The sequence below is a fragment of the Paenibacillus mendelii genome, assembly GCF_024498075.1.
In the GTDB taxonomy this organism is placed as follows: domain Bacteria; phylum Bacillota; class Bacilli; order Paenibacillales; family Paenibacillaceae; genus Paenibacillus_Z; species Paenibacillus_Z mendelii.
Window position 1 is genome coordinate 241,146 of record NZ_JANHOF010000004.1, and the last position, 26,547, is coordinate 267,692.

The following is a 26,547-nucleotide window of genomic DNA, read 5'->3' on the forward strand; positions in this document are numbered from 1 at the left end:
TCCCAACATGCAAAAAACCGAACTTCGCGGATGCGAGTTCGGTTGTAAATTCTGGTGATTTTCTATAATAGCTCACTTATGGAAGGTATTGCTGGATGATCTTCACGACTTTGCCGTTATGAATCGTCAGATGAAATGGATATTGGCTTACGTCGACAATTTCGTTATTGTTAAAGATCTGTAGAAACTCCGTGAGGGTTACAGCCTGGTTCCACTCCGTGTTCACATCTTCGATGTTGCCGTTCTTATCGAAGATCTGCATGACGACCTGAGCATTGGGAGCAACTTCGAGTGCGTGAAGCTCTTCCGAATCATTCACAATATAGTAACCGTCCGGCGTACCCTCTTCACCGGAATCCGGCTCGCGCTCGAGAAATACTTTGTCGGCTTCTGCGCCTTCATACCATTCAATATCATCGACACTAAACATGACCTTACCGTTCTTATGATCAATATGATGGATATAAGCGGTCTTGGTATCGGCTGTCTTCACGACCGGTTCGTATCCGTCATTACCGACTGCATATGCGGTTGCAATAAAGAATAACAAACATAATCCTACAACACCGACACTTAAACTAGCTTTTTTCATATTGAACCTCTCCTTTAGTCATCCATCCGATGTTCATTCTGTGATGCCTGTTATTCATTCCTTATACTTCCCAGAGCGATATGAAACGGTAATCCAGTCATTTCTTACCCTGCTATAACTATAAACGATGCTCGAGCCCAATTTGTTTCAAAAAGGTTACAAATATTAAAGAAATGCTTTCAGCAGCATCCGCTAATCAACGCTCCTGTTACTAGACTCCTGCTATGTTCCACAAATTGCTAACTCTATAAAATACATCGTTCGCCTTTACGACATTAAACTAGTTTATTTGATCCATTTACTAGGATGATAGAGGATTAAAGGCGAATGATAAGACAAACACCCGTTGACACATTCGCTTTTGTGCGTTACGATTTCATTGCACTGACACGATATGTCTGTTCGTATATCCTCAAAGATAAGGTTTGGGGGTTTCTACAGGGAACCTTAAATTCCTGGCTACGAATGGGTTGCCTTTCGCATACCCATTTGACTGCCGGGAATTTTTTCGATTCGGCGTTTACTGTTGCGGGGCAGGTGCGACAACGAAACGATATCCATCGAGGAGGAACGACAAGTACGATGAGCAAATACGATGTCATTGTGGTAGGAGCCGGTCCGGCCGGCATATTCGCTTGTTATGAATTAACACTCAAGGCACCGCACTGGAAAGTGCTGCTCGTGGATAAGGGACATGACATCTACCGGAGAAGCTGTCCGATCCTGGAAGAGAAGATCAAGCTCTGTCCTCCGCCAGGGGGAAGGAAGGATTACGCAGGCTGCTTGCCTGCCTGCTCCATTACAGCAGGCTTCGGAGGCGCGGGTGCTTACAGCGACGGAAAATTTAATATTACGACTGAATTTGGCGGATGGCTGACTGACTATTTGGCGCCCTCGAAAGTGCTCGAATTGATTCAATATGTCGATGAACTTAATTTACAGCATGGTGCCACGACTGCGATCACGGATCCGACAACCGAGACGATTCGCAGCATTGAGCAGCGAGGGTATGCTGCAGGCTTGAAGCTCCTTCGCGCGCAGGTGCGCCATCTGGGTACGGAACAGAATCTTGAAATCTTGCAGTCTATCTATGAGTATTTAAAGCCGCGAGTTGAAATGGCGTTCAAAACCGAGGTCGAAGATATCTCCACGGTCAAAGAGGATGGCGGACACCGAATAACAGGGATCCTATTGAAGAACGGCAGTCTGCTCGAAGCCGAATCGGTGATGATTGCGCCAGGTCGGGACGGGTCGTCCTGGCTTACGGATATCCTGAAGAAACGCCGATTGAAGATGTACAACAACCAAGTGGACGTGGGCGTTCGCGTTGAAACGTCCGATGTCGTCATGCGTGAAATTAACGAGCATCTCTACGAGGGGAAATTCATCTACAATACGTCTGTCGGAACGCGGGTCCGTACATTCTGCAGTAATCCCTCCGGCCATGTCGTGGTTGAGAATCATAGCGGCGTTATGGCAGCCAACGGCCACTCCTATAAGGATCCGGCGCTCGGCTCGTCCAACACGAATTTCGCCCTGCTCGTATCGCATAAATTTACGGAACCCTTCGACAAACCGAACGAATATGCCCGAGAAATATGTCAGAGAGCTAACGATCTGTCGAGTGGAGGCATTATCGTGCAGAAATACGGGGATATCTTACGCGGCCGCCGTTCTACGGTAAGCCGCATACAGGAAGGCTTCCTGGAGCCGACGCTCAAAGAAGCCGTAGCCGGAGACCTCGGTCTCGTGCTGCCCTACAATACGATGAGAAGCCTGGTTGAGATGGTCGAGGCACTGGAGAAGGTGACGCCTGGCATAGCTTCCGAGCATACACTGTTCTATGGCGTTGAGGCTAAGTTCTATTCTGCAAGGCCGAAGCTGTCCCCATCGCTTGAGACCGAGATTCGCGGTTTGTATTGCGGGGGCGATGGCGCCGGTATTACAAGGGGCTTGGCACAAGCGGGCGCTGCGGGAATATGGATTGCCCGCAGTATGATGAATCGATAGCCTAATCGCGTTCATTACTACAACAAGAAAAGCCGCAGCTAGGCGGCTTTTCTCGCTGTATAGACAGCTCGTTCAATGTTGGTTATTTACGCTCGTTTGTGACCGCTGCATGCTGCTGAACTGCGCTATCATGCTGTAAGAATCATTATTCGGCTCGGAACAAGCCGTATCCATCAAGCGGAACAATTGGATTATCATCGAACGTAAGTCCATCCGATTTGCGCTGCAGCGCAATATGGACCAACCATTTGGTAAACCCGGCGACGTTCATGGATGCCATCTCTTCAAGGCTATAGAATCCGGCTGCATCTACTTCAATGCCATCTGGAACCGGCTCTCCGCCTACATAATCCATGGCAAAGGCAATATAGACATTATGAATCATCCGGGGTTGATCGCGAAAAGCAACGACTGTCGTTACGACAGCATCAATCCCGGCCTCCTCCATAACCTCCCGGCGTATGGTCTCATGGATTAACTCTGTTTGCTCCACATACCCGCCTGGGTTGGTCCAGTAGCCTCTCCCGGGCTCCTGCGCCCGGCGGACAAGCAGAACCTTCTCGTCCTTCACAACCAACGCACCGACTCCGATGCTGTAATTGCCCCAGTGAACAAACTTACATTCAAGATCGGAGCAAGCCATTCTCATCGTACCGTCAACATCACGCAGTACAAGCGGCGAACCGCAAGTCATACAAAATTTAACGTCCATTCATTCTCCCCCGTTATGTCAGATAAGGAGCAGCTAACGCCCTTACCCTCTCAATACCTTCCCACATGTCGCCAGGACCGTCGTAAACAAGCGTTATCGGACCTTCGTAGCCGGCAAGCTTCACGATCTCCAAGCAGCGTACAAATTCATCTCCATCCGGCATGCCCGCCGTATCCGTCACTGCTTTGGCGTGAATCGACTCGCTTGCAGGAACCGTCCGTGACAGTGACTCATACTTATCTGGACCCTTGAAATTCCCGAAGTCGGATGTGAAGCCAAGTCTATCCCCGCACCTGTCCAGCAGAGCTAAACAGTTATCCGCCGTCGAGGCCAGAGGATGAAAGTTTTCAGTCACGATCCGAACCCCGCGGTCCGAAGCGTATTCGGATTAATTCCAACAGCGCGCCGGCTGCCCGGTCGAAGCCTTCTTGGTCGGCGGGATCCGCATCTCCTGCAATGATACGGACTCTCTCCGCACCCGCTGCCGAGGCGTAATCAATCCATTGCTTCATGAATGCGATATCAGCGCTCCTGCGCTCAGGATCGCTGCTCGAAATATCGCCGTAATCCACCAGCAACGAGTAAAGCCGAATTCCGGCAGCCTGCACGGCCGCTCGAAGCTTGCTAAAATAGTCTTCACTGGTTTCGGGCAGATGAAAATGGCAAACCTCCACAGCGGAAAACCCTTTCTCCTCAAGGACGCTGGGCAGTTCAAGCAGCGTGACGGTTTCCGGCTGGTGCTGGATTTCAACAGCTTGCGTTTTGCTCTCCGCTACCCAGCGCGTCCAACGCAGCGGGCCGAGATGTCGATGCAGGCTCCAGGTCGTTAACGATAAATAAGGCACGGGTGTGATCCCTCCTTACCTTCCTAATATGGCATACGGCAATTCCATGACTCGCTGTCCAAGGTGTCCCACATCTGAAGCATACTACGCTAGCGGGTTAAGTTACAATATAAATTAAGGCTTCGAATAGAGCCGCTCGCCTGAGATGGAAACTACGGTTTATTCGGTAATCGGACCAACCGCGCTGGCAATAAGCGCTGCATAGGCCTTAGCACCCTTGGGCTTTAGATGGACGCCGTCTTTCTGAAAATAGGAATCATGCCCCATGCTTGCCTTGTACCAGTCGACAACCACAGCGTTGGCATAATCAGCAGCCACCTGCTTCAAAGTATCGTTAACAGCTTGCTCCCATTTGCGCGGCACCCGGGTATTGACCAGGATGATCTGATGAGCGTCTTGAAGCGATTCCAGCAGCGCTCTTAATTGCTTCTTCGTGAAGAGGCCGTTCGTTCCCAATTCAATAATAACCCGCGAGCCCAATTTCCCTTTAGCCTTAAGCTCTGCCGCCGCTTCTGCTGCCTGTGACAGCTGCCGTCCGATCTTTGCATCCACAATGATGCCCGGCAGGAGCTCCTCCAGCTCCGATGCAGCTCCCAGCAGGACAGAGTCGCCTATTGCCGTAATGCTGCTTGGCTTCTCTGCATTACCTGGCAGCTCCGAGCTGTCAGGCTTCTCCATAGCCTCAGGCTCACTGCTGTTATCTACAGGAATGGGAACCTCAGTCTTATCCGTTACTTCCTTCCTGGAGCTTCCCTCGTTCCCATCGGTGTCAACCCGGCCGATATCCGGCTGCTGCTGATATTCCGGTCCGCTCGGGCGGCTCACGCCTTCAGTGGACGCACCTGGAATTTGCACCGTATCGCTATCGGTTATGGACGTCGCTGAGCTCACATGAATGATAAGATCCCGATTGACTGCAATAAGGATCATGATAATAAGCAGCGGCATCGTCCAAGCAACCGCTCTCCACCGGTGTGAAGCTCTCCGATGATTCGCTTGATGGCTCAGAATAGTCCGTTTAAGTATGTTCGTCCACATCTGCCTCGCTTTACCGCTGCGAAAGGGGTTCTCGACCAAGCGCCACGACAGCTCTGCAAATCCGATACTTAAGATAAACTGGATGACGATCAGGGCTGGATTGATTCCACCGGTATGGATAACTGGATTCGTTATGCAAATAACAAAATAATGCCACAAATACAACCCGTATGAGCGCGTGCCCAGCCACCTTAACGGCTTCCAGCTCAGTAATAAACCGAGCCTGCTCGCCGGATGCGCAAGCGCCGCAACGGCAGCTGCAGCTGCAATTGACAACAGGACAAACCCGCCCGGATATAGAAACGCATCGAACTCGCTGACGCGCCAGATCATCACTAAAATTGTCAGCAGCCCCGCTCCGCCAATCAAGTCGATTGTACGCCTTGAACGGGATTCTGAAGCTTCGGTTAGCTTCGCGCTCGGCCATACAATCGCAAGCGCCGCTCCGATCAATAGACCGAATGCTCTCGTATCCGTTCCATAATAAACTCGGCTAGGATCAGATCCAGGCACATAGAGCACGGCCATCGCGACCGCAGAAGCCGCTTCTCCCGCAAGAATAAGCCCGAACAGCCGGCCGCGGCGCTTCACATACCGAAAGCCGAGAAGCATGAGGAACGGCCACAGCACATAGAATTGCTCCTCAACCGCCAAGGACCACAGATGTCCTACCGGGGAGGGTGGGCCGAAGCTGTCGAAGTACGATACCTGATGGAAGATTAACCACCAGTTATTTATGTAAAGGGCTGCCGAGAGGACATTGCCAAGTAATGTGAGCAATTGCGAGGTGTTCATGAATAATGTCCATGCCGTCACGGTCATAAGAAACGCGGCCAGTGCCGGAAGAAGCCGGCGGAAGCGCCTGATCCAGAAGCTCTTTAAATCAATGCGCCCCTGCTGCCGCCACTCCGAGGCAAGCAAATCCGTTATCAAATAACCGGATAAAACAAAAAATACGCCTACACCCAGGAAGCCTCCTGGGACTGCGCCTAGATTCATGTGATAGAAAATCACGGCCAACACGGCTATAGCCCGCAGTCCATCAAGCCCTGGCATGTAACGCCGTTTATTCGCACCTGCGTTTCCGGGCTGCATGATCACTTTCTCTGATTGTTTAATCGATCGTCGTCCTGTTCTTGAAGTCTTTCTGCTGCGGATCATGATGTTCTGCGCCCTTTCCGTGATTCGTGGATGTTAAGTTCGTTCCCACTTTATCACGTCCGGAGAAGAGATGGTTTACAAATTAGTAACGCCACGGCATTCCTGCTCCAGAAGCTCTTCCGCGCAAATAAAAACAGGACTTCCGTAGAAGCCCTGCGTTAATTTCCCGTATTTCTATTTAATCCGACATCAATAAAGCCTGTAACTCGTCCTTGCCTCTTCGCTGTACCAGCACATCTTCAGCTAGAATATCGGCTTTGTCGGGTTTGGTAAAGATTTTCCCTTCAAGAATGTATCCGTTTTCTCTGGCCATCGAATAGAACGTGCAGAGCTGATCGGCAATTTGTATCGCTTCCTCTGGTGTAGAAGCCGCGTACAGCGTGTTACCGAAGCTAAGCGGATTACTGTTACTTTGAATGTTGACATTGTAACGGTCGCCGTTGTCTTCCTCGACCTGCTTCACCAGAATCGTAATTGTCGAACAGTCTAATGAATAATGAATTGTCATTGCATTCACCGCCCTTATCAGCTTGATCAGCTATCGACTTTTCTGTCGTACTGGTTATTAAACAGCTGCGTTCCTCTTTAAGCATGCAGCCCCGGAAAATAAAAAAGAGAAGCGCCATCTCAGGAATGGCGTTTCTCGTCCATTTATATAAACCGAATCTATCTATACAGCTTGTTCTTCTTGAAGGCTGATTTCATACGGAAGCTCCAGTTCCTTGCCCGCTAACGCAGAGAGCTCTGTCGTCTCGAGAATAGCGATGACGCGCCTTGCTTCCTCGGGCTTGACGATCAGCTCTGCCCCATTATAGAGATGATCGGCGATGTTATGATAATACGCATCATGATTCTCCTTCAGGCAGGGTACGCTCGTTTCAATCTTAAGACCATTAACCTCCGAATACAGGGTCATCTGGCTATCCCCGATGTTGTTAACCACGACAGCGCCTTTCGTGCCCAGAATGCGGATCATGGCTTTGCCTGCTCTAGCTATGGATGACATTTCGACATGCGCAGCTGCACCGCTTTCGAATTGAATGTGACTTTCGATATGATCTTCGTTCGTCACGTCATGCCATACCCGGTTATGAATGTACCCCCGCACGGATTGAACCTTCCCCGGAACCAGGCCAAGCAGGTAATCGATATAATGCGCACCCCAATCGTAAAACATGCCGCCGGATATTTCCTTACTCGAGCGCCACCAGGTACCGGGCTGGCTGTATCCGCCCATATACATTTCCATATGGAAGATGTCCCCGATGAGATCGCGGTTAACCAAATCTTTTACGGTTAAATACCAGCCGTCCCAGCGGCGATTGTGGAACACGGAGAGCATGAGCCCTCTTTGAGATGCCAGCTGCACCAGCTTATCCGCATCCTCGGCACGAATGCACATCGGCTTCTCCAGAATACAATGTTTACCGCTTACAAGAATTTGTTCAGCGAGCGGTGCATGTGTATTATGAGGTGTAATCACCGTAACAAGATCGATATCCGGCTGCGCCAACAGCTCGCTAACATTCGTAAACACCCGTATATCAGGAAAATCCTGTTTAGCCTGCTCTGCCCGGGCAGGGTCCAAGTCACAAGCCGCTACAAAATCGATTCCAGAACCCATCATCTTAGAGGCGTGGTGCTTGCCCATGTTAAAGGCTCCGCCATAACCGATTACCGCACCGCGCAGTTTAACGCTAGCTGTCAACGCAATCACTCCCTATTGATATATTTTCACTCTCATAATGCCATATTTACCCTGCTTTGGATACCCTTATTTTGATGTCCGTATACAGCAGATCACTCGCGATTTCGCTGTACCTGCAGCGCTTTCCAATAATTTTGGTTTTTTGAGTTTTAGTTTATTCGGATAAGGTTATTATGTATTGGGTGTTTCATTGATATCGATAGAGAACTCTCTCTTCGATCATCGCATAGAAACGATAATGAGGGTGTCGTATAATAATAGATCATAGGGGGTGCAGCGTGTGCAGGATATCGAATTATTTGATCAGCAGGCTTTATACGAGCATGTCTATAAGAATGTTCCGGTCGGCATTGCTTTAGTAACCTTGGATCAGCATTGGGTGCACGTTAATCCGGCGCTGGTGAAGATTTTTGGGTATACCGCGGAGGAATTGAAGACGCTTACGACGGCAGATTTGACTTTCTCTGAGGATGCAAGCCAATACGATAACAAATTGAAACAACTTCGGGATGGCGTTCATTCTCAGATTGAAGTCGAACAACGTTACCAGAAGCGGAATGGAGATACCATATGGACTTCTCTGCATGTTTCGCTTATACGCGACGAACAAGATGGAAAGCCTTTGTTCTATATTAAACAAATCATCGACATTACGAAGAGCAAGCTTGCGGAGAACAAGCTGCAGGAAAGCATTGAGCGTTACACCTCATTAAAAAAATACAACCACGATGCCATTATTTCATTTGGGCTGGACGGCAAGATTATCAATGGAAACCAAATGGCCCAGCACCTCACCGGATATAAGATTGAAGAACTGGTAGGATCGAGAATTTCCCGATTAATTGGCGAAAGAAATCTGGCCAGCGTGCTATCCGTTTCAACCGATTATAGCAATGTTGAAAAATCGATTAATTTTATAAAAAGTAAATCCGGTTACGAGGTCGAAGTACTGGCAACGCTGGCTCCTATTATCATTCAGAACAAAACGGTCGGTTATTACATCATCGCGAAAGACATGACGGAACAAAAACGGCTGATTATTGAAAAGGAAGCCGCTGAAAAGATGAATAAAGCGAAGAGTGAATTTCTGGCTATGATGAGTCACGAAATCCGCACGCCCATGAATGGTGTCATCGGAATGACGGACCTGCTCTTGCTGACGAATTTGGACTCCGAGCAACATGAATACGTTGAAATTATTAAAAAAAGCGGCATCACCCTTCTGATGATCATTAATGATATTCTGGACTTCTCCAAAATCGAATCCGGCAAAGCCGAATTGATTGAGGAACCGTTCAACGTGAGGGGCATTATATCCGAAACACTCCACGTTATCATGCCGAAAGCCCTTCAACGTAATTTAGAGGTGATGACGTCCGTCTGTCCTCAGGTTCCCGATTTTGTTCATGGGGATGTTGCAAAGCTAAAACAAGTGCTTATGAATTTACTCAGCAATGCAATAAAATTCACGCTTAATGGAGCGGTATCGATCACGGTCGATTGTAAGCAGCAAACCGAGGATACCGTGAGCCTTCAATTTGCGGTACGGGATACAGGCATCGGTGTGCCTCCGGAGAAGGTTGTCCACTTATTCGAACCTTTTTATCAGGTGGATAATTATATGACGCGCAAGGTCGAGGGAACCGGACTAGGCTTAGCCATTTGCCGCAAGCTCGTTCAACTCTTGGGAGGGGAAATCTGGTATGAACCCGGTACAGATCAACCCGGATCCGCGTTTATATTTACGGCCAACTTTCAATGCGACACCCATGCGGACTCCATATCGTCCGATCTATCCTCCTATTCCGACAATAGTAACGATAACTCGATAAAAATCCTGATCGCGGAAGATAATGAAGTGAATCAGATCGTTTTGAAAAAAATGATTGAGAAGCTTGGATACAACGCAACCGTCGTCTCCAATGGAAAAGATGCCGTTGAGGCGGTCAAACGCTTTCCTTATGACATTATTTTCATGGATATTCAAATGCCGGAGATGGATGGCGTCGAAGCTACCCGGATGATCAAGGAATCGTTAACGTCCAAGAGAATGCCCTATATCGTGGCCGTCACGGCGCATGTCATTAAAGGTGATTACGAGAAATATATAGCTACCGGCATGGATGAATACGTCAGTAAACCCGTCAGTATTGAAGTTGTCTCCGATATCATAGAGAAGACCCTCAATCGGGTACGGGAAGACTTGTAGCCCATCATAACAAAACAAAGAGCGCCTCCTAGGGGGCGCTCAACTCTGTTTATGAAAAGCCTCGTTATAACAACGCCGGCATACCGGCTTATAATCCTCGTTGCCCCCGACTTGAATTTGCTCCCCCTCATTCACCGGCTGACCGTCACGAAATCGGATCACCATGGTGGCTTTGCGGTCGCAGTACCAGCAGATGGTTTTTATCTCTTCGATTTTATCTGCCTGTACGAGCAGATTATAACTGCCTTCGAACAACTGGTTCTGAAAATCGTTCTTCAACCCGAAAGCCATCACCGGAATATTCAATTCATCTACGATCCGGGTTAATTCCAGCACATGATGCTTCATCAGAAATTGCGCTTCGTCAATCAGCACGCAATAAATTTGTTTCGGTCCGGGAGCTGGCTGATAAGATTGGACGCTTTCGAACAAATCGGTATTCTCCTGGATAGGAATTGCAGGCCGCTTGAAGCCTACGCGCGATCCGATGTGCGCTTCCCCGCTCCGGGTATCGACTGCGGGCGAGAAGATGAGGACCGCTTTACCCTGCTCCTCATAGTTATGGGCGACCTTAATAATTTCAAATGTTTTGCCGCTGTTCATCGTGCCGTATTTGTAATAAAGATGTGCCAATGATCGTGCCTCCTGATTTGAAGTCGATAGCAGCTATTATACAAGAGATTCGTCACATTGACATCGTCCAAACGCACAGGCCTAGCTCGGAACGAACGAGCTAACATTAACTTAGGCGTCTATCGGCTCCATGATATAGGCAATAAGCAGAGCAGCCGTATTCACGACTGCGTCCCGATGCGTCCTCTCCATCCCATGGGAAGCATGTACGCCTGGACCAATCAGGGCTGCCCGGATATTGCTTCCTCCACGGAGAGCAGCTGATGCATCGGATCCGTAGAAAGGATAGATATCAACCGCGTGAGGAATTGCTTCACGCTTCGCCAGGTCGATCAGCTTCGTCATCATGTGGTAATCGTATGGACCTGATGAGTCTTTCGCACAGATGGATACATCTCGCTCCGTGGTCGAAAGATCATCACCCATAGCCCCCATGTCTACCGCGATTAACTCCGTTATATCAGGCGGCAGGTAGGCGGTGCCATGCCCCACCTCTTCATATGTGGATATGATGAGCTTAATTGGCCTTGGCGGTGTTTGACCTTCGCGCTTCATCCATTCCAGCAAGCCAAACAACGCAGCTACACTGGCTTTGTCGTCCAGGTGGCGGGACTTGATCCACCCATTCGGCAGCATACGCGTCCGGGCATCCCAGGAGATGAAGTCGCCTACAGAGATACCCAGGTGCTCGACCTCCTCCTTCGTGGCTGCCTTGTCATCGATGCGAATTTCCATGTTCGCTTCTTCCCGCTTCCAATCCCTAGCGTCCGGATAGACATGAACGGATGCCTTCGTAGAGAGCACGGTTCCTTCGTAGCTTCTTCCGTCACGTGTATGAATGAGGCAGTATTCCCCTTCAATGGTGTGCATGGCGTAGCCGCCAATCGGCGTAAACCGGATCATGCCATTGGGTTTTATGGACCGCACCATCGCGCCCAGTGTGTCGACATGCGCAGATAGACCGGTCGCACCGCCGTCAGCGGCTCCGTCAATGGTTAGGATCCCGTTGCCTTTGGGCGTCGACTCCATCTGATAGCCGAGCTTGGCCGCCTCATCCTGGAGCAGCTTCATAATGTGCATGCAGTATCCACTTGGACTTGGCGTTTGAAGGAGCCGCTTGAGTAGATCAAGCATGTAGCGCTCGTTAAGCTTTGGCTGTAAAGGTGTAGACAATGGATGTATGCCCCTTTCTTTATGAACGACCTTAATTATTCGAGCAGCTTCCGCATTTCTGGAAGTGTCGGCTTTCGAAAGGTAATCGTCAATTTCTCATCGCCAATGTGGATTTGATCCACTTTGAGCAGACCCGGAAGATAACTGCCAAGCGGGATAAAGACATCATCGAACCATTTATTCGAAATCGTAATATCCTTCAGCTTCGCCTCTTCAATTCTCGCGATGAGATCCGGCTCCTTCCATTCAAGCCGGTAAGTGAGTGTGAGTCCGAGCGGAATCCGGTCCTTCAACTTGACATTCACATCGGCAACCAGCCGGTCCCCGGCCAAGCGAAACTTGGCACCGGTAATGACCACACCGGGCTGATACTCCGTCTGCCCTGATAGCGCAGCCTTCCCTAGTTGATTCACATCATCCTCGGTCAATACGAGCTCGGGAGTTAGACGGCGTACCATATCGAGCGAACGCTCTTTGAGCGGCACCTCTTTATAGTTTAGATCGAGCGTTTCGCTTGGGGATACATACCATAATGCACCGAATACGGCCACGATTAGGATCAAGAGAATGACGATACAAGCGATAAGCAGTTTTTTCATAATCGTCCTTTCATTACGCTTATTCCGGTGTGCCGCATGACGCTCTTGTCATGATCTGCTTTGATTATACCATACGCTGCATACCTGCACTTTTAGGCGGATATCGCATACTATGAAGCATTAAGGTCAACAGGAAGGGTGTCAATTCATGTCTTGTAAATGCCAATCATCGAACGGGCAAGCTACGATCCGTTCCTTCCCATTATCGCCTATACAGCCCGGTACAATTCCGCAGCCGGGAACCATGCCGCTTCCATTCCCCGGCGGTCAGCAGGGAACCTTTCCCCTTCCGTCCCCTCCCATGCAGCCAGGCGTTCCGTCTCAGCTGTCGCAGGACAACCTGGTTACAATACTCGGACAACATCCGCGACCCAACTTTCAGCCGCCCGCAGATATGATATTTCTATATAATTTGTTAAAGAGCAATCCTGCAACCCTGCAAAACTTCATCCAACAGCGCCCTCAATCCTTTCAGCAAGCCGTCCAATTCGCACAGCTTGGATCAGGTTCTCCCAGATATTCCGATGAACGCGTGCTGCAGGGTTATTGCTACAATCGTTGGTCGCTGGCCTTTACCTTCAATGATGTCTTTCTCATCTGGCCGATCACCAATTTATTCGGCTTCGTCATCGGCTATTGCTATCCGTTCCTAAACCCTTGCCTCATACCCGACTTCCAAATCTTATTCGCTCTATGTTAGTTATCGACTGTTATGCTGAACAAACGAAGCTAACCCGCTCGGCCTACGTGCCCGGGCGGGTTATTTGCAATTGCAATGGGGTCTTGACGCACCTTATCGGTCCCGGGTAGTCTCCCATCCAGCAGACGGAATACCTTCTTCAACAGCAAACTCATAATCCTCGATATCGTATACTTGCACGGGCACCTCTGCTTCGATGAGCCGATCCTGAAATTCGAATTGGTCGGACAGCAGCGGTACCTCCAGCTTGAGCGACGTGAGCAGCAGCTCGGTCTCGATCGGGTCGAAGTACTCTCCATAATGAGCGTTATCTACCGCATGAACAACCGTAAATTGAATCGTATCGTTCAACAGGAGCGGCGAGCTTTCACGCCAAGGCATCTGCAGAGCGCGTTCGATCTTTTTGCGATTGAACGGATCCTCGAAGAATGCGATGAGCTCGGTTATTTTTTGTTTGACATGCGCGTCATCCTCCGGATTGTCCATAACCGGTTCCGCGCCGTCCTTCATATCGTACAGCTCTAAGATTGTCGAATATGGCAAGACAAAATCGACCGGCCGGCTTGGCACGAGCAATTGTCCATACGTGGCTACCATTACGGCTTCAATAACAAAGCGCCGTCGCATTCTATCTCCCCCTCGTTGATGTATCATGAATATGCGTTTATTATACATCATAACGCCGCTTGTACACAGAGCCAAATGCGTAAGCAATGAGAATTGATTGCGTAATTGTGCTAGAATAGATATGTTTCATTGGCTGCAAGTATTCGCCGCGCAAGCGTTTTATCCTAATTTTTGGAGGTATCTCGTCCATGACTGACGAACAAATCATCATTATCGGCGCCGGACCGTGCGGTCTTGCGGCTGCAATCGAACTACAAGCGGTCGGCGTGGACGCGCTTATAATAGAGAAGCGGAATGTCGTGCATTCTATTTCTCAGTATCCAACCTATATGCACTTTTTCAGTACGCCCGAGCTTCTAGAAATCGGGGGAATCCCCTTCACGACCGCTAATGACAAGCCTTCCCGTATAGAAGCGCTCAATTACTACCGTAATGTAGCGCTAAGACGTCAGGTTCGAATAAACGCCTATGAGGCTGTCACCTCCATTACACCGCTAGCTGGCGGCATGTACGAGCTGACAAGCCTTAACCGGCACGGTGAGCAGCTGTCCTACCAGGCGAAAGCGGTTGTTATCGCTACCGGATACTTTGATCATCCCAACGAGCTTGGCATCCCGGGCGAAGATCTCGATAAAGTCAGCCACTTCTTCAGAGAAGCTCATCCCTATACCGGCATGAAAGTGGCCATCATCGGAGGAAGCAACTCTGCGATCGATGCCGCATTGGAGCTTGAGCGTGTCGGCGCGCACGCCACGGTTGTCTACCGCGGCGAACAATATTCCAAGAGCATCAAGCCTTGGGTCCGACCTTCATTCGAGAGCCTGGTCAATAAAGGACGGATCGACATGCGCTTTTCATCCCGCGTCATTGCCATTGACTCCCGCTCGGTGACGATCGAGAGCCCGGAGGGTACCGTGCAGATCGACAATGATTTCGTTCTAGCGCTCACCGGCTTTCACCCCGATCGCGCTTTTCTTACGTCGATCGGCGTGACGATCGAGCCTGAAGGATACCCGACTTTCAACGAAAATACGATGGAGACGAACGTCCCGGGAATCTATCTCGCTGGCGTCGTCGCATCCAAAAGGGAAGCGAACGAAATTTTCATCGAAACGGGCAGATTCCATGGCCGGAAAATTGCAGCCCATCTGATCGACTCGGAGCGGGTCAACACGTACACGCCCCCATCCTCCTCATGAAAAAAGGTTTTGCTGCCCGCTATCTACCGGCAGCAAAACCTTTTTTCAATCCGATAAACCTGCACGATCCGCTCCAGTGAACGTGAGCACCGTGTCGATTTTTTGCAGGCGAATATATTCATTAAGCGTCAGATCCGAGCGAAAATAAGCAAACATGTAGATTGCTTCCATGAAAGACAAGCCCGGGTACACGGCAATATTCTGATTCGAATGGGGATTATCTAGCAGAACCTGCCATTCTCCATCGCGAGCCGAAGCGGGAATCGAGTCCAGCACATAGGTCTTTGTTCGAATGATGCTGTCGAACTCCTTCCAGACATCCGTCCAAGAAGGGCTTACATGCCCCGGATTCGGCAGCACCCGCTGGGCACGGTAGAGCAGCTCTGCCGCTCGTTCGCTTGCCTCATCTGCGAACAGCCTTAAATAATCGCGAAATTCATCCAGAAACCGCCGTACCGCCGTGAAGCCGTCCGACCTCAGCTTCCTGCCAAACTCTGCGGCAGAAGCATCATCATGAAGCTGGTCCAACTGAAGGAAATATTCATATTGCGTTGTATTCATACCCGGCTATGCTCACCTCCTTTGTATGAACGAAGGCGACTTTAGACATTTACTTTATGTACGGTTATCGTTCCGTCGCGTTCGAATCGAATTCGCTTGCGCCTGTCATTGTTCAGCTTGACGTTAAACAGCTTGAGCCGGTCTTCCCCAACCTCAACGATTGCCCAATCCGATTCATGCTCGTATCCGGATTGGACCAGCTGATCGATTCTCTCCCGTTCCGCATCTTCCTTATCTTCCCACCATAACGCGCCGAAATATTCAAGGTCATACGAATTACGGAGAAAACCGCAAGCTATATCACCAGTTATCCGGTGACGGAGTACGCATGGCAACTCTGATCCCTCCTTATCGGAACTTTGCGGTGACAAGGGAGCGGGGCGCAGCCGCCTCACTGGCTGCGCCCCGTGTTCATCGCTTGTATGGATGTAGGATGCTCTACAAATAGGGGTTATCGTGCTTCGCCTTGAGCCGCATCCAGCGGCGGTCGACTTCATCCTCGAACATCTTCAAGGCTTCGGCATATTCCGGCCTTGTCATATGCTTCGTCTTGCCCATGTTCTTCAGCCAATCCCCCAGCGGAATTCGTTTTCCCTTCTCTTCCGGATTATAGGTGATCGTCGTAACGCCGTTCTCCACCTCGTACATCGGGAAGAAACAAGTATTGACCGCTTCATCAATGAGCGTCTGGCCAATCTTTTCTTCCGACAGCCAGTTCAGCGGACAACTGATCAATATTTTGCCGTACACCAGTCCTACGTTCTGCGCATAATATTGCGCTTTGGCAGCTTTACGGAGCAAATCCTGGCCTAAGGACTCTGAACCCGTGAAGACGTACGGAATATTCGTTGCCGCCATTATTTGAGCGGTATCCTTATGATGAAACAACTTCCCCCCCTGATGCTTGCCCACGTTCGAGGTCGAGGTGCGGTGGCCAAGCGGTGTGGAATACGAGAGCTGGGCACCCGTGTTCATATAGCCTTCGTTATCGTATTCGAGAATGATCATCTTATGATTGCGAAGCGCACTGCCGATCGCCGGACCCATACCGATGTCCATGCCACCGTCACCGGTAATCATGACGAATGTAAAGTCATCCTGCAGTCCGTATTGATCAAGCTCGCCGCGGCGCTTGCGCTCCCAGAACATCTCGACGACGCCTGACAGTGTAGCTGCCCCATTCTGGAACAGGTTGTGAATATAGGTGGCTTTATGCGACGAGTAAGGGAATCCGGTCGTCACAACCATCGCGCAGCCGGTCTGGTACAAGGCGACGATATCGCCCTCGATGCCTTTGAAGAACAGCTCTAGGCCTGAGAAAATACCGCAGCCCGGACAAGCGCCATGTCCCGGTGCCAGCCGCTTCGGCTTCTTCATCAGCTGCCTGATCGGCGGCAGCTTAACCTTCAGCTTGCCGGTCGATTCCTCGCGATCCACTGTAATCAGACCCGTCTTCAGATCTTCGTACTTCATTGGCTCCAATACGCGTTTTGGCGCTTTCTCCGGATCTCCCGGCGTATGGCCGTAATAATCGAATGGCACATCAACCTTCCCGGAAGCCGCTGCGTCTAATGCCAGCTGGAACAGATGGTGGCCGTCCTCGGCATAGAAATCTTTACCGCCGAGTCCATAAATCCGGCTGATTACAAGCGTGCCGGGGTTGCCGTGCGTGAATAAGGCCGCTTTGATTTCATTGGTCATGTTCCCGCCATGTCCGCCGTAGGAATCGGCACGATCTCCGATCGTCACCGCCTTCACATGCTGGAGTGCCTCCGCGATTTGCTGAGCCGGGAATGGACGAATCATGTTCGGCGCAATAGAGCCTGCCTTAATTCCTTTGGCACGCAGCTGGTCGACGACATCCTTGATAATTTCGGAAGCGGAATTCATCAGAAAAACCGCGACCTCGGCGTCTTCCATCCGGTACAGATCAAGCAGCGGGTAATCCCGTCCTGTCAGTACCTCATATTCCTGGCGGATACGGTCGAAGACATGAGCGGCATTGTACATCGCAACCGATTGCTGATAGCAGTTGTTAATATAATCAGGTTCATTCATATAAGGGCCGACCGTAATGGGATTGTTGCGGTCCAATACGTGCAGGTAGCCTTGCGGCGGTTGCTCGCCGATGAAAGCATGCACGTCTGCGCGTTCAGCGAAGGTCTGGACGCGGCGCTTCTGGTGGGAAGTGAAGTAACCATCGGATGCAACCAGCACCGGCAGCCGAACCTCGGGATCCTCCGCAAGCTTCAGTGCGATAATGTTCATGTCGTACACGGCCTGCGGGTCGCGGCACATCAAGATGGGCCAGCCGGTGTTCAGTGCAAAGTACAAATCAGAGTGATCGCCATGGATATCAAGCGGACCCGACACGGAACGGCAAACTAAGTTCATAACCATCGGGAAGCGAGTTCCGGACTGAACCGGCATTTGCTCGAGCATGTACAAATAACCATTGGAGCTCGTTGCATTGAAGACACGGCCGCCTGCTGCTGAGGCGCCATAACAAATCCCTGCAGAGCCATGCTCACCATCGGCAGGGATCAGCTTGATGTCATGCTGCCCGTTTGCTTTCATCAAATCCAAGAACTGCGCAACTTCCGTCGAAGGCGATATCGGGAAATATCCCATGACATGATAATTGATCTGATGCGCGGCATAAGCAGCCATTTCATTACCGGATTCATACACCATCCGCTGTTCAACCTTGCCACGGCTTACTTCCTTATTGATTTCGATGGCCATTGTTTCTTTACACTCTCCCTTCGCTTGCTTACAGTCACCCGTTTGCCCACTTGAATCGGTGCGGCACGCGATTCGCTTCGCCATAGCCGTCCGTCTCGCGCTCGGATTGGAGCGCTTCCGTCGGACATGCGACGACACACTTCAAACAGCCTTTGCAGTACTGATAATCGATGCCTTGCAGGAACATCTGCAGCCGGCCCTTCTTGTCAGGCTGCTCCTCCCATACAAAGCAGAAGTCCGGACAAGCGGTATCGCATGCTGCGCAGTGAATGCATTTGTCTTCATCGAAATGAGGCATCATACCTTCTCTAGATATGCTCAAATCCTTCAGAACGCTATTGCCGGGATTGATAATCATCCCGCCCATCGGCTGTGTGGCATAACCAAGCGCGGGAATATCCCAGCGTGTCGGCAAGGGCATGGACTTCCCTTCGGGAAGCGCAAAGGTTTGAGACTGGACTTCATCATATCCCCGTACGAAGGTACGCAGAGCCGGTTCAACGGCTTGGGGATACTTCTTCTCAAGGGATTTGCGAATAATAACCTTCATATGTTCAAAGTCGAGGAAGTCGCAAAGCCGGAACAGACCGCCCAGCATCGCCATGTTGACGCGGTTCTTCTCTTCGAGTGCAATACCTGTTGCATCGACGACCGCGATGGTACCGCCGAGAAGCTTCATCTTCTCTCTGAGCTGTTCCGACGTTTTGGAGGAGTTGACGAGTACAACGCTGTCTTCGTAGATACCACTGATGACATTGACTGTCTTGGATAAATTTTCGTGGAAAATACCGACGATATGCGGTCTTTCTACCGGCGTTGTATCCCGGATGTTCGTTTCCAAATCGCAAAACCGGATATGCGCCTTTACTGGAGAACCCTTCTTCTCTGAACCGTAGGAAGAAAAACTCACACCGTTGAAACCGCTTCCAACTACGCCTGCTTCTGCCAGCATCTTGCCTGCCAGATTGGCTCCGAGTCCACCGATCGACTCTAGACGTATCTCGAAAAATCCGAGCTCGTTTTGTTTTGGAAGAACCGTCAATCCTCCCACTCCCTTTCCCTAATTGTCTGAATTCTTTATAAATTCACAACAATCAGTATACCATTATTATACAATCGCGAATAGACTTCTTGTACGAAAAATAGAACACATTGGACCTGCTGTACCGCAAGCAGTCTACAATGTGTTTAACGGTCTACTTCTATTGTATTTAAACGCATCCGACTTGTGACTTGCACTTACAAGATACTAATCGTGCCGCTGCAGATTTCGCAGATCCCGCCATCGAATGGGAATGATCCCTTCGGCTTGCAGCTTCTGCCTTATATCCGGGTCCCGGAATAGCTCCATCTCCATACCGCGCCGGTCCGGTGCGCCATGAAATGCGGTCAGCTCCTCCGTAACAAGCGAAGGATGCAGAATAATCTCGGTTACTCCGGGGTGCAGATTGCCTAAGATCCCTAACATTTGTTGTTTCATTACGTCATAGGTTTCACCAGGCGCAGCCCGGAATGGAAGACCAAGCAAATAATCGAGCACGATGACACCCATCGAATCGGCCAGCTCCGCCATCTCGCGCGCCTGCTTCGCCAGCACTGGCGGCGCTACCTGTCCGCTCTCAAGCAGCAGATGTCTCGGCAGGCGGAATGGAAGTCCGTATTGAGCACAAACCTCAAACACTTCAACCAAGAAGTGACGGCCTAATTGAAGGCCGTATAAGCTTCCCATATGATTATCGGCATGAGTTACATTCACGCCGAGCTCTAAAGCCATTTCCACTTGAGCGGCAAGCTCGCAGCGAACCTCTGAAGCCGCAGCCTGCCTCTCAAACCGTTTGACATCCCGCTGAAAATAACCTTCTGCCGTTACCAGCGACAATGTCGGTCCGCCCCGGTATACCGGTCCCCACTTCATCGCATCCCACTCGCTCGTAAAGGTGTAATGAACACCGACGTCGAGATGGGGATGCCGCGCGCTCCATAACGCTGCCTCTCTTGCCCAGCCGCAGGGCATCATTATCGTAGCTGAAGAAACGACGCCATCGACAAGCAGTCGTTCAATGCCAAGGTTCGTGGAATGGCATAATCCGAAATCGTCGGCGTTCACGATTAGAAGCCGATCCTGCGGGCCGTAACCAAGCGCCAATGCCGTAGACATATAGGAGGCCTCCTTTACGGCAGCAGCAATCTGCCGCCGCGCAACCGTCATTTCCAGATGAGGAACGCCCTTAGGGCATGCTCCCTGCCTTCAATGACTCTCACTCTGATGTATATGGCGATAGGCTATCTATTCATACCCATTCTAATCTTATCGCTGCTAATTCATCTCGCGCTGGCTTGTTCTTCCCCTTCTATCTTCTTCAGCCTCAAAGTGAGTGTCTCTCTCCAGCTTGACGACAACTCGTCTATGTCCAGAAGCCTTCGAATGCCGGCGATATCCTTCTTATCCCGGTACATAACACGATTCGCTTCGGCAATCGTTACGCCCGCAGGATGCGGATTCTCCAAGATCATCTCATCCCCGCATCCCACATCGCCTTCTTGCAGTACGCGAAAATAATAGCCGGTGTACCCGCTGCTTTGTACCTGAAGCGTCAGCTCAGGCCGGCCATGCTTCATTGCCAGCTTGAAGCATGGCTGCCTTGGCTGGCTGACCTGAACGACGGCTCCGCCGATATGCAGCACGTCCCCGATATGCAGCTGCTCCTCCGTCATCGCGGTAACCGTGAAATTTTCACCGAAGGCCCCCGCTTCCGGCGCATGCCCCCACTCTTTCTCCCAATATGGAAAGTGCTGCTCCGAATAGACGCATACCGCTTTATCCATTCCTCCATGATTCACGAGATCTCCCTGCCCGTCTCCAGATAACCCCAGCATCCCAAGATGCAGACGCTTCTGGACAGGCTGTTTGAAGATCCCTGTGATCACTTCCTTGCTACCGTAGTTGACTTGAATGGGCATAGCCACATTAAGCGACACCAATTTCCCGGCTTTCGTCATTTCCCAATCACTTCCCCGTATAAATATGTCCTAATTATAGGCGCGGGTCATGTGATTCGCAAATCATTCATCATTCTTTACACCTTTTACTTAATGACGTTAAACCATTGTAAAAAACGTGTACGAATATTGCTTTAAAGTGTCAATTGCCATGTCGAAAGCATGCAATTTCTGTAGGTTTCTGCGTTGCCCCGGGAAATAACGGGTGTTTTTTTGGGAAATTAATATTGTGGAAATTTTCGCTCAATTCGAATCATTTCATCCACTGTGCGTTTACTAAACTTAACCGTGCCTACTGCTCTTAGCGGCCCCTTCTTGCTCCACTCCCGACCTTTGATTTCAACAGCAATGAGAATCAGAACCAAGACTGTTGAAGCATAGAGCAGAATCAGCTTATCCACGAGTACGAGAGCGCATATGCCCGATGTTATCAACCATAGGAGAGCCGCGACATCAAGCGGCAGACCCCAGCGTCCCAACTGCCACGGACCAGCAGGCAACGGGGCGCCTCCTTTCCATTTGGCATAGCACTTCAAGGCAATCGGTACGGCATAGGCAAGATGCAGCGCACTTAAGCTGAGGGCAAGCAGCTGAATGAAAGCCGGACTTGCTTCATGTCCCCAGGCCATTGAGATAAGAGCCGGTGCGCTCACGAGGCAAGCCAATCCGGTTATCAACAGAACAGCGTAAGCCGGGGTCCGGAAACGTTCCGATACCTTAGCGAACCATAGTGACAGCGGGACTGATTCGTCTCTTGCCATCGTAAACCACATGCGTGATCCGGTCGTCATCGAACTTAGCCCGCTGCTCCAGCCTACCCATGCGATTAATGCAGCTGCAACCGGTTTGACGATCCATTCCCAATTTTTCCAGGAGGTAAGCAGCCACTCTGTCAGCACAAACCATGACGTATGACTGCCAGCTGCGGACGGATAATGCATAAGCAGGAAGGCAAACAACACGAATCCGAAAATAAATGTGTATACCACAGACAAGTAGATGGCCCACGGCGTATTGATCCTGGGATCAACTGTCTCTTCCGCTGCGTGGCCTGCGCAGCCAACCCCAAGAAACATCCGCGCCAGCAGAAGCAATCCCACCATGAAGGAAGAAGTGGACTGGCTGCCGGCTGTTGATTCAAGTGGATGATTCGCCTGAAAGAGGATCTCCAGCGGGTAAAGCCCCGGCCATTGCGAAACTGCTAGTACAACAATGGTTCCTATCACCACCGCTGCCTGCAGCCACGAGGAGCCGGAGAATATGCGGCCCAGCGAGGACGTACCGTAGAGGTTCACTGCCGCTTGCGTGATATACATCAATATTACGATTGCCCAAAGCATCCACAACCGAGGTTCATAGCCGAATATGGCTGCAAGGATGTCATTTAACCAAGCTCCCACTATTAAATTGGTCGCCGCCAGCAATAGAATGGAACCGGCGGCGTGCAGCCACCCGGATATGAGACTCATGCGTCTGCTGCCATAGGCGGAGGACCAATGATAGCAACCACCGGCGGTCGGTACGGCAGAAGCCAGAGAAGCAAGCGAGCATGCGACCAAGAGTGAGCATAACGCGATCAGCGGCCAGCCGAAGCCTACCACGGACGGGCCTCCCGCTGCCACCGCAGGTGCCATCAGGAAGGCTGCGCCTCCAATGACCGACATATTGGTGAAGGACAAGCCGAATGCCGAGAACCCGTTCATCGAACGGGTTAGCTGCTGCGCAATCCCAAGCCTGTTCAGATCTTGTTTGTCCTGCATGAAACGAACATAGGACGTATGCGCTGCGAGCGACTGATGGAGCGATAGCCGCTGCTTCTTGTGAGCGATGAAGCCGATGAAGACCGAAAGGCCACAGATCGCAATGAATAGCAAAAAACCGATAATGACAGCCAATACAACCTCACCCCCATACTTGACTGTATGTGAACGAGTCTTCTATCATCACCACAAAAAAAAGCTCCACTGGTAAATTACCAGCGGAGCGACATAAACATCAGCAGGCCGGCGCCTGCAAATGAAGCGATATGGATGAGAATGGCAGTCGTTCGAGCCCGCTTCTTGAGACCTTTGAGCGTCAGCCAATTCACAATAACCAATACAATCGTATACACAAGCGCTATAATCGTTCCCGTCACCTTCTGCTGAGGTGTGGATGGTGCCATGAATCCGTTAATAAGTATAATGGAACCGATGAACACGTAAGGAAAGAGGAATCCCAGGAGCACATGGGCAACCACACCGATCCATTGTCGTGCACGCAACGATTCATCACCCTTCCGATTTCATCTTGGCCAACACGAATTTCTTCACGATATCGATATCGAACGGTTTCGTAAAGGAAGCAAGCACTCCGAGCTGCTTCGCGGTATCCAATTTATCAGGATCTCCATATGCGGTTATCATCGCGACATGAACATCGGTGTTGATCTCCCGTATCGCACGAAGCACTTCGATCCCGTCCATATCCGGCATTTTTAGATCCAACAGGATGAAATCAATAGGTGCGCGTTTAACAAGCTCGATCGCAGTCCGGCCATGCGGAGCTTCATAGACAGCAATACCTTCAAGCTCGAATAGCTCGCGCAGCAGCATTCGTATAGCAGGCTGGTCATCGACGATCAATACCGTGTAATCGGATTGAACGCCTTCATTCTGAAGCAGCTGTGTGTCCTCCGAGAAGTCTTCCCCCGGCTCGACCGGAGGATTGAAGGGTGAATTGAATTCGAACAGTGGCTCGCGGATTATTATCGGCTTGTTACGCTCCAACCGGCGCTGTTGCAAGATAATGAGCAAGATAACGATAATAATAGCCGGTATTCCAATGAGCATATAGATCATAGTCGTAGAGGGCTCCTCTAACTAAGGTTACTCCCCTTGCTTCAACGCCTGCATCATGACATCCTTCTGCCTAACAATTTCGAGCCCTGATTAATTGTTGACGGTCATCGGGGCTAATGGACCGTTAGGATTGATGATATCCGTCAGGTCGAAGACCGAGATCGGAAAATACGGAAATCCGAATGCATAAGGAGTCAATTCATACAGGGCAAAATAAATGACAAGGGAGCGGTCAGCGATGTAAAAAGGCTGATCTTGACGAATGGCAGTAAACGGATCAAGCGTTGCGATCTGACGCGATTCGATCTGCTCTTTGATTAAATCCGATAATCTGCTGATATAAGGACTTCCTGGCTTAAACAGCTCGGCAAGCGTGTAGGATTTACCGCTTCCAATATCGAAAGTAAGCGATTGTTGAAGTGTAAGGCCGTGAGCCCCGCCGGTATAGGCATAATTAAAGAGAGAGAGGCTGAGCACGTTCTTCTGATTGTTTTTGATTTCAAAATAACCTTGCATCTCCGATCTCGGATCATCCAACGATCCTTGATCCGTGACAAGCTGACCTGCCGTTTGCCGAATCATTTCATTGATAGCGTTCTGGGCCGCCGTGTTGTGCAGACCGCTTACGATGGGGAGCCACAGCTCCGCTTTCGGAAACGTAACGCGGGAGGGGTGGACAATCGCCGGGAATTGGAATGCCATAGAACGGACACCTGCCTATTTAGGTTGATGTTCCATTGTATGCCTGCTGTCAACATGAATGACACGCTAAACCGCTTACAGCAGCATTTTCTCCCTCTCGGTCATCCGTCTGCCCTTGATATCAAGGACAAGCTGACCATTATTCAAACCGATGATACGGTCGGCGAAGCGCTCGGCCCAATCCCCTTGATGCATGACAGCAATGACGGATATGCCCTGCAATTCGCACATCCGCTTCAGATCGGATAGAACCTGCTCCGCGGCATGCGGGTCAAGACCGGACACCGGTTCGTCGGCTAATAGGGTTTTCGCGCCATGAACAAGCGCTCTGGCGATCGCGATCCGCTGCTTCTCCCCGCCGCTTAGCTTGTCCGCCTTCTGATGGGCCTTCTCCAGCAGTCCTACCTTCTCAACCATATCCATCGCGCCCATATAATCATCACTGCGCACCATACCCGTTACTCTTCGCCACATTGGGGTTTGGTAAGCTGCTCCAATCAATACGTTTTTCAATGCGGTACGGTTCGGAATGAGTGACGGTTTCTCCTCCAGATAAGCCATTTCGCGGCGAATTTTCATCTTGCCCGCAAAGCCTCTCTTGAAGATGTCCACATCATCTACAATATATTGTCCACCGCTCCACTTCTCCCGCAAAGCGAGACAGCGAAGCAGCATTGATTTGCCGCTGCCGCTTGCCCCTTTTACCGCAATAAATTCACCTGGCTGGATGTCAAGGCTGATTCCCGACAGTACACGCGGGCCGCCGGGTATTTGCATTGATAATTCGGACACTCTAATCATGTAGGCGCTCCTTTATCCTTCGGAAATGGCAGTCTATCAATCTAGTTTAAGGGAAACAAATAATAGTTTCCATCCGAACAAATGTTTGGTATAATAATTATAAGAACACCTGTTCTATATTCCTTTTTTTTCGAAGGAGGCTAATCATCTTGCGCAACTGTGAAAACTATCGATTTATTGAACGGCATCGCCCGTTCCGGGATTTGACGTTTAAGTTTTATTCGGACGGAAAACTCACGATTATCGACAACACGGCGGAGGAGGTGATTACCCCCAAGGAACTGAAAGGGGAAAGCTATGATTTCTACGTTCGCAGACGTATTGCCTTTATTAAACAGGATCTTCACGATAAGTTGGATAAATATGCTTAACCTAACACATAGCGCGCGTTGTTCCGTATTCCGGACGACGCGCGCTTATGCTTGTTACGTCTCCCGCCCTTGTCTTAGGACTGCTGCTTGTTAATGCCATTAAGACTCGGCGGACGGTTTGCGGTGTTCTCTGGCGTTAATGTTATTGCAGGCTCCTTGATACTGGACTCGGTTCCCCGATTTTCTTTCTTCTCGCTCTTATTCCAAGGCATAGCAGACTCACCTCCGATTACATTATTTGTTGGGATGCCCGACATTATTCGATTTGACGGAGGCTAACGTATGCTGTAGATTGAGAAGACAGCGGAATCACAAGCATAA

28 protein-coding genes and 1 riboswitch are annotated in these 26,547 nt (G+C 50.3%); of the genes, 5 read left to right on the forward strand and 23 right to left on the reverse strand.

Features of this window, described 5'->3' with window-relative positions; genetic code table 11:
- Positions 1-76: 76 nt before the first annotated feature.
- Entirely contained in the window at positions 77-592 is a 516-nt protein-coding gene (locus tag NNL21_RS15385) for a hypothetical protein (RefSeq protein WP_204818156.1), read from the reverse strand.
- Positions 593-974: 382 nt separating this feature from the next.
- Positions 975-1,074: riboswitch (purine riboswitch) on the forward strand.
- Positions 1,075-1,174: 100 nt separating this feature from the next.
- Between NNL21_RS15385 and NNL21_RS15390 the strand changes: the two genes are divergently transcribed.
- A complete protein-coding gene (locus NNL21_RS15390; protein WP_204818157.1) occupies positions 1,175-2,602 on the forward strand; it encodes an NAD(P)/FAD-dependent oxidoreductase in 1,428 nt (475 codons plus the stop codon).
- 145 nt (positions 2,603-2,747) lie between these two features.
- On the opposite strand, the gene NNL21_RS15395 is transcribed toward NNL21_RS15390, so the two are convergent.
- From NNL21_RS15395 to NNL21_RS15420, 6 genes are all read right to left on the reverse strand, one after another.
- Complete coding sequence (locus NNL21_RS15395) at positions 2,748-3,314, reverse strand: NUDIX domain-containing protein (RefSeq protein WP_204818158.1); 567 nt, start codon at positions 3,312-3,314, stop codon at positions 2,748-2,750.
- 13 nt (positions 3,315-3,327) lie between these two features.
- Positions 3,328-3,669, reverse strand: a complete 342-nt coding sequence (locus tag NNL21_RS15400; protein ID WP_256555268.1) for an IolE/MocC family protein — start codon at positions 3,667-3,669, stop codon at positions 3,328-3,330.
- Positions 3,662-4,159, reverse strand: coding sequence for a sugar phosphate isomerase/epimerase family protein (locus NNL21_RS36520; protein WP_256555269.1), 498 nt, complete (start codon positions 4,157-4,159; stop codon positions 3,662-3,664). Before NNL21_RS36520 ends, NNL21_RS15400 begins: the two co-directional genes overlap by 8 nt.
- A gap of 159 nt (positions 4,160-4,318) precedes the next feature.
- Positions 4,319-6,292 carry an acyltransferase family protein gene (locus NNL21_RS15410; RefSeq protein WP_204818159.1) on the reverse strand — a complete coding sequence of 658 codons (1,974 nt, stop codon included), beginning with the start codon at positions 6,290-6,292 and terminating at the stop codon, positions 4,319-4,321.
- A gap of 244 nt (positions 6,293-6,536) precedes the next feature.
- Entirely contained in the window at positions 6,537-6,866 is a 330-nt protein-coding gene (locus NNL21_RS15415) for a hypothetical protein (protein ID WP_204818160.1), read from the reverse strand.
- Between the two features lie 162 nt (positions 6,867-7,028).
- Complete coding sequence (locus tag NNL21_RS15420; protein ID WP_204818161.1) at positions 7,029-8,066, reverse strand: Gfo/Idh/MocA family protein; 1,038 nt, start codon at positions 8,064-8,066, stop codon at positions 7,029-7,031.
- Positions 8,067-8,346: 280 nt separating this feature from the next.
- Here NNL21_RS15420 and NNL21_RS36525 point away from each other — a divergent pair, with 280 nt between their 5' ends.
- Entirely contained in the window at positions 8,347-10,275 is a 1,929-nt protein-coding gene (locus tag NNL21_RS36525) for a PAS domain S-box protein (protein ID WP_204818162.1), read from the forward strand.
- A gap of 39 nt (positions 10,276-10,314) precedes the next feature.
- Here the strand turns inward: NNL21_RS36525 and NNL21_RS15430 are convergent, their stop codons facing one another.
- The 3 genes from NNL21_RS15430 to NNL21_RS15440 form a co-directional block, all read right to left on the reverse strand.
- Complete coding sequence (locus NNL21_RS15430) at positions 10,315-10,908, reverse strand: thymidine kinase (protein WP_204818163.1); 594 nt, start codon at positions 10,906-10,908, stop codon at positions 10,315-10,317.
- Positions 10,909-11,019: 111 nt separating this feature from the next.
- Complete coding sequence (locus tag NNL21_RS15435; protein ID WP_204818525.1) at positions 11,020-12,042, reverse strand: M42 family metallopeptidase; 1,023 nt, start codon at positions 12,040-12,042, stop codon at positions 11,020-11,022.
- Between the two features lie 74 nt (positions 12,043-12,116).
- The gene (locus NNL21_RS15440; RefSeq protein WP_204818164.1) at positions 12,117-12,680 is read right to left on the reverse strand and encodes a hypothetical protein; all 564 of its coding nucleotides are present in this window, start codon (positions 12,678-12,680) and stop codon (positions 12,117-12,119) included.
- Positions 12,681-12,828: 148 nt separating this feature from the next.
- Between NNL21_RS15440 and NNL21_RS15445 the strand changes: the two genes are divergently transcribed.
- Entirely contained in the window at positions 12,829-13,380 is a 552-nt protein-coding gene (locus NNL21_RS15445; RefSeq protein ID WP_204818165.1) for a hypothetical protein, read from the forward strand.
- 93 nt (positions 13,381-13,473) lie between these two features.
- Here the strand turns inward: NNL21_RS15445 and NNL21_RS15450 are convergent, their stop codons facing one another.
- Complete coding sequence (locus NNL21_RS15450; RefSeq protein ID WP_204818166.1) at positions 13,474-14,007, reverse strand: ADP-heptose synthase; 534 nt, start codon at positions 14,005-14,007, stop codon at positions 13,474-13,476.
- A 188-nt stretch (positions 14,008-14,195) separates the two neighbouring features.
- Here NNL21_RS15450 and NNL21_RS15455 point away from each other — a divergent pair, with 188 nt between their 5' ends.
- Complete coding sequence (locus tag NNL21_RS15455; RefSeq protein WP_204818167.1) at positions 14,196-15,206, forward strand: YpdA family putative bacillithiol disulfide reductase; 1,011 nt, start codon at positions 14,196-14,198, stop codon at positions 15,204-15,206.
- A gap of 45 nt (positions 15,207-15,251) precedes the next feature.
- Here the strand turns inward: NNL21_RS15455 and NNL21_RS15460 are convergent, their stop codons facing one another.
- The 11 genes from NNL21_RS15460 to NNL21_RS15510 form a co-directional block, all read right to left on the reverse strand.
- Entirely contained in the window at positions 15,252-15,767 is a 516-nt protein-coding gene (locus NNL21_RS15460; RefSeq protein ID WP_204818168.1) for a hypothetical protein, read from the reverse strand.
- Between the two features lie 41 nt (positions 15,768-15,808).
- Positions 15,809-16,102 carry a hypothetical protein gene (locus NNL21_RS15465; protein WP_204818169.1) on the reverse strand — a complete coding sequence of 98 codons (294 nt, stop codon included), beginning with the start codon at positions 16,100-16,102 and terminating at the stop codon, positions 15,809-15,811.
- Positions 16,103-16,205: 103 nt separating this feature from the next.
- Positions 16,206-18,512: a thiamine pyrophosphate-dependent enzyme gene (locus NNL21_RS15470; protein ID WP_204818526.1), complete on the reverse strand. Its 2,307-nt coding sequence runs from the start codon at positions 18,510-18,512 to the stop codon at positions 16,206-16,208.
- Between the two features lie 34 nt (positions 18,513-18,546).
- Positions 18,547-19,554: a 2-oxoacid:ferredoxin oxidoreductase subunit gamma family protein gene (locus NNL21_RS15475; protein WP_204818170.1), complete on the reverse strand. Its 1,008-nt coding sequence runs from the start codon at positions 19,552-19,554 to the stop codon at positions 18,547-18,549.
- 207 nt (positions 19,555-19,761) lie between these two features.
- Complete coding sequence (locus NNL21_RS15480) at positions 19,762-20,670, reverse strand: polysaccharide deacetylase family protein (RefSeq protein ID WP_204818171.1); 909 nt, start codon at positions 20,668-20,670, stop codon at positions 19,762-19,764.
- A 164-nt stretch (positions 20,671-20,834) separates the two neighbouring features.
- Positions 20,835-21,512: an MOSC domain-containing protein gene (locus tag NNL21_RS15485; RefSeq protein WP_204818172.1), complete on the reverse strand. Its 678-nt coding sequence runs from the start codon at positions 21,510-21,512 to the stop codon at positions 20,835-20,837.
- A 221-nt stretch (positions 21,513-21,733) separates the two neighbouring features.
- Positions 21,734-23,407: an amino acid permease gene (locus NNL21_RS15490; RefSeq protein ID WP_204818173.1), complete on the reverse strand. Its 1,674-nt coding sequence runs from the start codon at positions 23,405-23,407 to the stop codon at positions 21,734-21,736.
- Between the two features lie 77 nt (positions 23,408-23,484).
- Positions 23,485-23,775 carry a hypothetical protein gene (locus NNL21_RS15495; protein ID WP_204818174.1) on the reverse strand — a complete coding sequence of 97 codons (291 nt, stop codon included), beginning with the start codon at positions 23,773-23,775 and terminating at the stop codon, positions 23,485-23,487.
- A gap of 7 nt (positions 23,776-23,782) precedes the next feature.
- The gene (locus NNL21_RS15500; protein WP_256555270.1) at positions 23,783-24,352 is read right to left on the reverse strand and encodes a response regulator; all 570 of its coding nucleotides are present in this window, start codon (positions 24,350-24,352) and stop codon (positions 23,783-23,785) included.
- A 90-nt stretch (positions 24,353-24,442) separates the two neighbouring features.
- Positions 24,443-25,054: a DUF3298 and DUF4163 domain-containing protein gene (locus tag NNL21_RS15505; protein ID WP_204818175.1), complete on the reverse strand. Its 612-nt coding sequence runs from the start codon at positions 25,052-25,054 to the stop codon at positions 24,443-24,445.
- A gap of 75 nt (positions 25,055-25,129) precedes the next feature.
- Positions 25,130-25,855 (reverse strand): phosphonate ABC transporter ATP-binding protein, encoded by a 726-nt coding sequence (locus NNL21_RS15510; protein WP_204818176.1) that lies wholly within the window; start codon positions 25,853-25,855, stop codon positions 25,130-25,132.
- A gap of 149 nt (positions 25,856-26,004) precedes the next feature.
- On the opposite strand from NNL21_RS15510, the gene NNL21_RS15515 reads away from it, so the two are divergent.
- Positions 26,005-26,226 carry a hypothetical protein gene (locus NNL21_RS15515; protein WP_204818177.1) on the forward strand — a complete coding sequence of 74 codons (222 nt, stop codon included), beginning with the start codon at positions 26,005-26,007 and terminating at the stop codon, positions 26,224-26,226.
- A gap of 74 nt (positions 26,227-26,300) precedes the next feature.
- On the opposite strand, the gene NNL21_RS15520 is transcribed toward NNL21_RS15515, so the two are convergent.
- Positions 26,301-26,438: a hypothetical protein gene (locus tag NNL21_RS15520; protein ID WP_204818178.1), complete on the reverse strand. Its 138-nt coding sequence runs from the start codon at positions 26,436-26,438 to the stop codon at positions 26,301-26,303.
- Positions 26,439-26,547: the final 109 nt, after the last annotated feature.